Raw genomic sequence first — 6540 nt, 5'->3', positions numbered from 1 at the left:
CCCGTTCATTAGTCGCCTCAAAATAGTTTCTTTCATTCATAGCGGGTGGCAGTGCCGCCTGTGCAGTTGCTCCTAAGAAACCGTATTTGCTTCGGGCTGGGGAACAAGCTCAAAACCTAAAGCTAGAGCTTTTTTCTGGAGGTTATTGACGACTCGTTCTTGGTAACGTTGTTCATAATAATCCATGCCAGGATCTTGATAGTCACCTCCAGATGTCCAAAGTCGGTAGAAAATCCGTGCTAACTTATGAGCAGTAGCAGTGATAGCTTTGGGTGTACCCAGGCGAGAACGTAAACGACGATAAAAAGCACCCAAGGCAGAGAATTGCTCTTACCTGCTGTTTGTGCTGCCATTCGGAAAGCATTGGTAGCCGGGTTGAGAACAAGGCGAGTTTTAGAACTCTTAATTTTACCACCAGTGATGCGATTGCAAGGGCAAAGACCAAGCCAGGAAGTAAAGTGTTTAACACTTGGGAATCGGGCAGGATCTAAACCGACCTCAGAAATAATGGTTTGCACTGTCAGGATACCAAGACCATCAATGCCCGTGAAGTCCACACCACTAATTCGGTAAAGATGGGTACGTAAATCAAAAGCAGGTTCATTGCCTTGGGGCTTATGGCGGAGGTGCTTTGGTTGCGGAAGCGGAGATTCATTCAAATTAACTTTGTCGCTAAATTGAGCCAAGCACTCCTGTATTTGGCGGTCGCAAGCTGCTATCTGAGTTTGATAAACATCGTAGAGCTGTAGTTCTTGTTGGAGTACAAAAACATGCTCACTGCGATAATCCCCATTCAGTGCGGCGGCAATTTCTGCTTCCGAGCGTTTAGCGCGGTAATGCTTTTTAGCTGCCAAAATTTGTGGGTCTCTTTCTCCAGCGGCGATCGCTCGAATAATTGCCATCCCAGTAATACCAGTGATATCGCTGACAACTTTATGCAGTTGCACGTTCATCTGGGTTAAAGCTTTTTGCATCCGTTGAATGTGAACACAAGCACTTTTGATGAGACTATCTCGGTGGCGGATATAACTTCGTAATACACAAATTTGGTCTTCTGGGCGAAAAGAACCAGACAATAATCCATAACTATGCAACTGTTGCAACCATTGACAATCTAAAATATCTGTTTTACGTCCAGGCAATGTTTTAACGTGATGGGCGTTGACAAGTTTGACTTCAAAGCCCCTTGTCTCCAAGATTTGAAACAAGGCAATCCAATATACCCCCGTTGATTCCATTGCTACAGTTTTCACTCCACATTCAGCCAACCAATCAGCTAGAGCATACAACTCAGCAGTCTAACAGCCAAAACGTCTGACACTCTCGGATGCTCTATCTTTTGGAACGCTCACCCAGTGAAATTCTGAACCGATATCAATACCCGCTGCATTTGGGTTGATTGGTCTTAAGTCAGAAGTTTCATTCGCACTTGGTTGATGGGAATGGGATTTGGACTTTGGTGTTTTCATCATCAAAGGCTCCCTCTCTAATGCGGAGTCATACTAGCAATTGGAGGTGTGCCCTGACCTGGGTTGACGGATGAATACAGTCTCCTAAACGGGATAATGGCAGCAACCATTTCACCAATGTCATAACCGTCTCAACCCAGAACCAAGCTTCTGTACGGGCGATAAAGCACCATTGGGGGATCGGTCTTAACTGTCAGGACACAATAAAAGTGTAATTCTTTTCGGTGCTTCTTAATTTTGTTTCTTCCATCCATAACGGAAGCGATAGCGTCCGTAAACAGCTTCTGTCACTTTCCCTAGATAAAAACATGGAATCTTTGCTACACAAGAGTTTCAGTCTAAAGCAATGATTATATCTATCATCTTAGAAAATAAAGCCACAAACCCAATCCCAGTCAGAGTTTTAAACATTGCTTTTAATTTTTGTTTTCGGAGAGTGACAAAAGCGGGATATTTTAGCTGATTGATAAAAGGCGCTTTATTCTAACCTCTGACGGATGACGTTACTGTGGGTTAGTTGATTTTTGGAAGCTCCCATATTCTAATTCTTTGAGGTTCACGGGACGATGTATCGCTTGTTGCTTGGCAACGTATCCAAAATTAGCAAAGTCAGTAAAATAGCCATCTATTCCTAACTTAATGAACTGTTCAAACTCACGAAGCGGTTGCCCGTGGTAGTCAGGGGACAGAAAATATGAATCGCTGCGGAAGGTGTAAGGATGGAGTAGCAAGCCAGCTTTATGAGCATCACTAACTAAGGAAGTTGGCTGTCCGAGGAACTTATCAGCATCGCTAATCTGCCCATCTCCATTAATATCAATCGGTTGACCTTGGTTATTCAATCGTGCAGAGGCAGGGACAATTAGCCGTTTGTCAGGCCCAATTCCAGTTGCGTAAGTTTTAATTTGGGTCAACCCTTTAGGAGTGATCAGATCAGCGTAGGTTTGAGCAACCTTGTGGTAAATAAAGTCATAAGGAGCGCCACTGCTATCAATTAACTGAATCAGAGGAATATCGACTCCAGCAGCAGGCATGATCTTATTTTTTAATTCTTTCAGATTAGAGACTTCAAAAGATTGAATAAAAATGCGATCGCGATTAGTGTAGCCGTTGGCAACCAACCGATCAATCAGAAGTTGTGAAGTATTAACATGGATAGGAGTGCCATCTAAATATTTACCAGCTTCCGCAAAATATGTCGGGTGCTTAGTTTCGGGATAGATACCAATTTTCCGACCAGTTTTTGCTTCGCTGCGTTTGGCAAGGTTGATAACTTCGTCAAAAGTAGGGATTTGGAACACACCATTATACTGAGTATTCTGAGGACGAATCTTGGGGAGGCGCTCGATTGCCCGCAGTTTCTTAATCTCAGCTAAAGTAAAGTCTTCTGCAAACCAACCTGTAACACGATTCCCGTCAAGGACTTTGGTTGTTAGACGTTTAGCAAATTCCGAAACATCGGCAACGTTTGTTGTGGCTTCTTGGATAGTAGGTTTCCCACGATCATCGTAAACAATCTTGCCATTGTTATCTGTTTTCACTGTTGCCAATAGAGGTTCGTGGCGAACAATCAAGACTCCATCTTTGGTTACTACCAAATCTGGTTCAATGTAGTCTGCACCAAATTCAATTCCTAAGTTGTGAGAACCAATCAGATAATGTCCAAAATCTCCCACCGTATGTTCTGGACGATAACCAGTTCCACCACCACGATGACCAATTACTATCGGCGGTTGTCCATATAGAGTATTTAGCTTGGGAAAGTTTGGGTTGCGGCTGTCAATAGCCTGAACAAAATTCATACTCCCTAGAATGACAGAAACAGATAATGCTAGAAAAAAGCACAGAAATAATACATAACCTTTGAGTCGAAGCATGTTTCAAACCTCGGAAATCTATGCTCTATAGTTTGAGACTTCGAGGTTAAAACAAGGTTTACGAGAGTTTAAACTCTGCAATCGGCAGCTAGTTTACCCAACGTTTAGTTGCCTCTGCAATGCGTTGCCCAAAGCGTAGTGAAGTCAGGTAATCACCCGGATCTAACAGTGGTTCTTTGCCGCTAGTATCGAGTTGGCTTTGACCCATAACACCTAAAAATCCCCCCAGTCGATTCACCCCATCATCTTTACCAGACAAAAAGCTTTGTAAATCGCCGACATTTACCCAAATCATGCCGTGCTGGGCTGCATTGGTAGCTAAATAGAGCAGTGTGCCTTGCTTATCACCACTAGGAGAGCTAGAGTGTGTAAATCCCGCAGCAATTTTGTCTTTCCATCCGTGTCGGAACCAAACTTCGCTAGCGGCATCGATAAACGCCTTTAACTGAGCTGCTACACCACCCATGTAGGTGGGAGAGCCAAAAACAATTGCATCAGCTTGATTGAGAGTTGCTAGTCCCTGATCGTTTTTCCAACGACCGTTGATAATCTGCTCTCCAGTAATCCGCAACAATTCAACAGTAGTGTCTTCAACTTTCAAAGCACCTTCGGCAATAGCTTGGGCCATAAGATGAGTATGACCTGCACCAGAGAAATAGACGATCGCAATGGTTGGCATAAGAGCTTTAGTCAAATTTTTGACTGAAACTGAACGAGGAATATCATAAGGACTAATGGCTAGGAAAGTAAAGTAGTTAATCTTAAAGACCTGCCCCCTAATATCAACTCAATATTTTGACGCACCGATTACACATATTCCATAAAAAAGCCCCACCGAGTGATGGGGATGAAAACTGATGGATTTTTGGCATAATCTCTATTTAGAGTACGCTTGGCTTATTCACTTCTTCTAATGCAGAACTGCCAGGGTTAGCTGCTGAACTAATGACATATTCAGGGTAGGCTGGTATGCCATGCTCGTGTAAATCCAAACCTGACAATTCCCCTTCTTTCGACACACGCAGAGTCCCGGTCAAATTTACCAAATACATCAACCCCATTGCCACAGCGAATGTAGACACAGTAATAATTAGGTTGCCGATAACTTGTGCGCTCAAAACCTGTATCCCCCCACCATAAAGCAGACCTCTTAACGGTGCAGAGACATCAGGTGCGATCGGGCCAGTGGCGCCGAATTCACCAGTGGCAAACAAGCCCAACGACCACGTTCCCCAGATGCCGCAAAAACCATGTACAGGAACTGCACCGATGGGATCGTCAATCCGAAGCCATTCCAAGAGGTCTATTCCTAGAATTACAACTACGCCAGCGATCGCCCCAATGATAATAGAACCTGTCGGATTCACCCAATAGCAGGGGCAAGTGATCGCAACCAAGCCCGCCAAGAACCCGTTGACTGTGAAACTCAAATCCCACTTTTTTGTTTTCGGATAAGCGAAAAACAGTGCTGACAGACCGCCTGCACATGCTGCCAAGGTAGTATTGGCGGCAACCCGTCCAGTCCCCACAAAGTCCATCGCTGAAAGTGTCGAGCCGGGGTTGAAACCGTACCAGCCGAACCACAGAATCAGACCGCCGGAAGCCGCAATTACAAGGTCATGGGGCAACATCGGCCCGCCACCGTCGCGCTTGAAGCTCCGACCCAAACGTGGACCGAGAGCGATCGCACCCGCCAGGGCAATGAATCCCCCAATGGTGTGAACAACTGTAGAGCCTGCAAAGTCATGGAAGCCAATTCCTAAGAAAGGCAGGAAACCGTCTTTGCTGCCCATCGTTGCCAGAAAACCGTCTGGACCCCAAGCCCAGTGTCCGATAATTGGGTAGATGAATCCAGAAACGCCAAAGCTGTAGAGAAGATCGCCAATAAATCCTGTCCGCCCAATCATCGCCCCAGAGGTAATCGTCGAGCAGGTGTCTGCAAAGGCGAACTGAAACAGCCAGAAGGCCAGAAACGCTACGCCTGTACTTTCATAGGTGGCAGGAGACCCTTGCAAGAAAAACCAATTCAGTCCAATCAAGCCATTACCATGACTGAACATGAAAGCAAAGCCCCAGGCATAGAACAGTAACCCGCAAAGACAGGTGTCAACGATGCACTCCATCAAGACGTTGACGGTTTCACGAGAGCGACAGAAACCTGCTTCCAGCATCGTAAAACCTACCTGCATTGCGAATACTAGGAAGGCTGCTAGCAGTGTCCAGAGTGTATTAATCGGGTTAACAATGTCATTGCCTCTGAGTACTGGATCAGCTGCCAGGGCTGGTGTTTCCATCAAATTGGGGATCAAGGTAAATATCATGAACAGCATGATAATAGCCATTGCCTTGCCCAGCAGTAGTAAGTAACCGTAGCGCCTCCACTCTGGGTCACGTAAACGCTGTCGCAATCTTGCCAACTTGTTAACTTGCTGACTTTGCCCAACAGTCATTGGCATTTTCTTGATTGTGGGGAATTGCTGATGCTTAAAGAGGAAAAAGCCTTTCTTGAGTGGGGTAGATCCCGCCTTCACGAAAAAGACAATAAAGCTTGTTACCAAAGAGCCAAATATGTTGAGGCAATTTAAGCTATTTTTTCCCAAAGAACTACAAGCCTTAAATAAGATAGTTTTTAGTCTGCTTCTCTTGTTACCCACTAAGTAAAACCTCCATCCAGGTAATGTATTTTTAAACAACCTTAATCTCAATTGTCAAAAAAGCTGCTGAGGAAAAATTTGAAGGTATTTATGTTAAATACACTTGAGCGTAATTGTCTCGAAACCGATAGTCGCTCACGCTAGAATAATTGCAACAGCATCTGCATCAACGAACTTTTTTGACAAGACGTTGATTAGAGTGTTTTAATATCAAAAATCCTGATATTGGGTAAACATCTAAACGTTTACCTACAGGAATACACTAATAAATTTGACTAATTATTTACTTACTTATTCTAAAAAACTGTATCTTTTAATACGTTTTTTTAGGTTAAGTTGCAGGAAGTTACTCTCGCTACATCAGATAGAACAGTTGTATCCTTTACGGTATCAGTATTTCCAGATATTAAAATAAAACCATCCAGAATATTATTAATTTTATATACAATAAGTCAATAAATTGTTACTTTTAAGTAGCATAATCAATCTCGTCACATTTGCGTCATTAATTTGTCATAGATTTGTCAAACAAATGTGCAA

At 43.8% G+C, this 6540-nt stretch carries 3 protein-coding genes and 1 pseudogene; all 4 read right to left on the bottom strand.

What is annotated here, in order from left to right; genetic code table 11:
* Positions 1-72 precede the first annotated feature (72 nt).
* Positions 73-1469, bottom strand: a pseudogene (locus tag HWQ38_RS12190) (IS110 family transposase).
* Positions 1470-1972: 503 nt separating this feature from the next.
* Positions 1973-3346 (bottom strand): glycerophosphodiester phosphodiesterase, encoded by a 1374-nt coding sequence (locus tag HWQ38_RS12185; RefSeq protein ID WP_292793658.1) that lies wholly within the window; start codon positions 3344-3346, stop codon positions 1973-1975.
* Between the two features lie 88 nt (positions 3347-3434).
* Positions 3435-4040: a flavodoxin family protein gene (locus tag HWQ38_RS12180; RefSeq protein WP_292793656.1), complete on the bottom strand. Its 606-nt coding sequence runs from the start codon at positions 4038-4040 to the stop codon at positions 3435-3437.
* Between the two features lie 187 nt (positions 4041-4227).
* The gene (locus HWQ38_RS12175) at positions 4228-5796 is read right to left on the bottom strand and encodes an ammonium transporter (protein WP_292793654.1); all 1569 of its coding nucleotides are present in this window, start codon (positions 5794-5796) and stop codon (positions 4228-4230) included.
* Positions 5797-6540: the final 744 nt, after the last annotated feature.

This window comes from Nostoc sp. NMS7 (assembly GCF_017115085.1).
Lineage (GTDB): Bacteria > Cyanobacteriota > Cyanobacteriia > Cyanobacteriales > Nostocaceae > Nostoc.
The sequence above is the reverse complement of the archived record's forward strand: the minus strand, read 5'-3'. Positions and strand labels throughout refer to the sequence as shown.

Excerpts from the sequence above, each read along its gene's own strand:
- HWQ38_RS12175 (WP_292793654.1), bottom strand. The coding sequence starts at position 5,796 with ATGACTGTTGGGCAAAGTCAGCAAGTTAACAAGTTGGCAAGATTGCGA.
- HWQ38_RS12185 (WP_292793658.1), bottom strand. The coding sequence starts at position 3,346 with ATGCTTCGACTCAAAGGTTATGTATTATTTCTGTGCTTTTTTCTAGCA.